Source organism: Bacteroides sp. 3_1_23 (assembly GCF_000162555.1).
Classification (GTDB): domain Bacteria; phylum Bacteroidota; class Bacteroidia; order Bacteroidales; family Bacteroidaceae; genus Bacteroides; species Bacteroides ovatus.
Map to the genome: position 1 here is coordinate 1,942,348 of NZ_GG774949.1, position 2,895 is coordinate 1,945,242.

Below are 2,895 nucleotides of genomic sequence, written 5' to 3' on the forward strand. Positions count from 1 at the left end.
GCAGATTAACGCAAATTATCGCAGATTATTTCATTTATATTGATATATTAATCAATGACTTATAAAATTATTTCTGCGATAATTTGCGTTAATCTGCGTTTTATTATTCATTATGACCCTCCTCTTTGGAGATTATTTCAACTATTCTTTATGCAACAGAATATCAGTTCCCGGAACAATCTTTCCCATCGACCATACACATCGTACATTCAACTCCTTATCAAGAATCACAATATCGGCATCCTTTCCCTTTGCCAACGCCCCTTTCCGGTCACTCACTCCAATTAAACGGGCAGGAGTTTCAGAAGCCATACGCACAGCATCTTCCAAAGGAATATTGGCTTTCTTCACCATGGTGCGAACCAACACATCCATCGTAGCCAAACTACCAGCCAACGCAGAATGATCCGCCATCTTGCATACGCCATCCTCTATGATATAACGAGGATCAATCGGTTCATTCCCTTCATAAGCGGCATACGCCAAAGCATCGGTAACAAGACAGGTATTCTCCACGCCTTTCAACTTATAAACTAGTTTCAGGATAGTGGCAGGCAAGTGAATACCATCCGCAATCACTTCCACGGTCATTCCATCCGTCAGATACACACTTTCCACTGTACCCTCATATTTATATTCACGGCGTTTATGGAAACCCGGCATCGCATTATAGAAATGAGCGGCGTGAGAAAATCCTACAGCAAATGCAGCTTTAATTTCATCATATTCGGCTTCGGTATGTGTAACAGCAGTCATAATTCCTTTCGAACGGGTATACTTTGCAAAATCATGTGCACCGGGCAGTTCGGGACTAATATCCCAACGTCTGATACAAGACGTACGCGCCAATAAAGGAATATATTCATTTTCATCCGGAGTTTTCAGAAAACCGTCATACTGTGTTCCCGCTATCTTCGGATTCAAGTAAGGACCTTCGATATGCAGGCCAAGAACAGGAGAATCCTTCTCTTTCATCAGGTTTTCACAGACATCAACTGCCTGGTAGATTCTTTCGAACGAGGTAGATGATAATGTAGGAAATATCCCGGTAGCACCATGTTTCAGATGTGCAGTAGTTGCCGTGCGGAATGCTTCTTCCGTTGCTTCCGTATAATCATGTCCGCCACCTCCATGTGCATGCATACTTACAAATCCGGGCACAATCGTCATCCCTCTGGCATCAATAACCGTTGCACCGATAACCGCCAAATCACTGTTGGTTACCTCTAATATTTTTCCATCACAAATCAATACGGAACCATCTTTCAACCAGCCTTGCGGGGTCAATATTCTTCCATTTATTATTTGAGTCAACATAGTTTTCGTTATTTATTAGATTTAAAACAGTTTATTGGTGCCTTCCACCAGTTCTCCCATCGCCCATACAGCTCTCACATTCAAGTCTCTGTCTAAAGCAATCATATCAGCATCCTTACCACGCTCCAGCGTTCCTTTACGGTCGAGCACTCCCATAATCCGGGCAGGAGTTTCGGAGGCCATTCTCACGGCATCCTCCAAAGGTATTTCCGCCTTCTGCACCATGGTACGAATCAGCCGATCCATCGTTGCAATACTTCCCGCCAGTGCTGAATGGTCTGCCAACTTACAGACTCCATCCTCGATAATCACACGCGGATCAAAAGCAACCTGACTATCACTGGCGGCACAAGCCAATGCATCCGTTATCAGACAAGTGCGTTCCACTCCTTTTATCTTGTAAACAAGGCGCAAGATTGTTGGAGGCACATGAATACCGTCTGCCACCACTTCCACTGTCATATCATCAATCAGATAAATACTTTCTACCGTACCTTCATACTTGTACTCTTTCCGTTTATGGAATCCCGGCATTGCATTATAAAAATGAGTGGCATGCGTATATCCCGCCTCATAGGCTGTCTGTATATCCTCAAATTCTGCCTGGGTATGTCCTACCGAAGCCAACACCCCTTTCGCTGTGATATATTTACCAAATTGCATGGCTCCGGGAAGTTCCGGTGCGGCATCCCAACGTTTGATACAATGAGTTTCTTCCAGCAACGGAATATATTCTTCGGGATCGGGATCTTTGATATTTTCGGGAATCTGTCCACCTGCCATCGCCATATTGAAATAATGTCCTTCCAGATGAAGCCCGAGCACAGGGCTATTAGGCTCCGCCATCATTTTCTCTGTAGTTTCCGCGGCTGCACGGATCATTGGAATGGTAGAAGAAGAAAGAGTAGGAAAAATACTGGTAGTGCCATGCTGCATATGAGCTTTGATTGCTGTCCGGAAAGCCTCTTCGGTGCCTTCCATAAAGTCTCTTCCACCGCCACCGTGAACGTGGATTTCTACACCTCCCGGAACAATATACATTCCTTTGGCATCAATCAGTTTGGCTCCGATAATTGCAAGGTCACAATTAGTTACTTCCAGAATTTTATTGTCACGAATAAGAACCGACCCATCCTTCAACCAGCCTTGCGGGGTGAGGATGCGTGCATTAATGATCTGTGTTAACATATCACAAATAGTTAAATTAATTAAAGGTCTGTGTGAATCAATGACGCTCTTTTTTGGGGGGAGTACATTGATTTTTTCGTTTGCAAAATTACGCTTTTCCGTTCAATCTATCGATACAATCGTCCGGTAAACTTCCAATATTATACAAAAAAGGTTGCCAATCTTATCGACTGACAACCTCATCTTATATGGAGCGGAAAACGAGACTCGAACTCGCGACCCTAACCTTGGCAAGGTTATGCTCTACCAACTGAGCTATTTCCGCATTTCACTTTCATAAACTGTGAAGAGGAGGAGACTCGAACTCCCACAACATTTCTGTCACTACCACCTCAAAGTAGCGCGTCTACCAATTCCGCCACCTCTCCATAATTTTAAAGTTTAACCTTT

2 protein-coding genes and 2 tRNA genes are annotated in these 2,895 nt (G+C 43.8%); all 4 read right to left on the reverse strand.

The features are described 5' to 3' along the window. Positions 1 to 141: 141 nt before the first annotated feature. Positions 142 to 1,317: an N-acetylglucosamine-6-phosphate deacetylase gene (gene nagA / locus HMPREF9010_RS16625; protein ID WP_008648090.1), complete on the reverse strand. Its 1,176-nt coding sequence runs from the start codon at positions 1,315 to 1,317 to the stop codon at positions 142 to 144. Between the two features lie 21 nt (positions 1,318 to 1,338). Further along, a complete protein-coding gene (gene nagA, locus HMPREF9010_RS16620; RefSeq protein WP_008648092.1) occupies positions 1,339 to 2,505 on the reverse strand; it encodes an N-acetylglucosamine-6-phosphate deacetylase in 1,167 nt (388 codons plus the stop codon). 189 nt (positions 2,506 to 2,694) lie between these two features. After that, positions 2,695 to 2,770, reverse strand: a tRNA-Gly gene (locus HMPREF9010_RS16615). A gap of 19 nt (positions 2,771 to 2,789) precedes the next feature. Next, positions 2,790 to 2,873 (reverse strand) — tRNA-Leu (locus tag HMPREF9010_RS16610). Between the last annotated feature and the right edge of the window lie 22 nt (positions 2,874 to 2,895).

Coding starts and splice junctions, on each gene's coding strand:
- nagA (WP_008648090.1), bottom strand. CDS start 1,317: ATGTTGACTCAAATAATAAATGGAAGAATATTGACCCCGCAAGGCTGG.
- nagA (WP_008648092.1), bottom strand. CDS start 2,505: ATGTTAACACAGATCATTAATGCACGCATCCTCACCCCGCAAGGCTGG.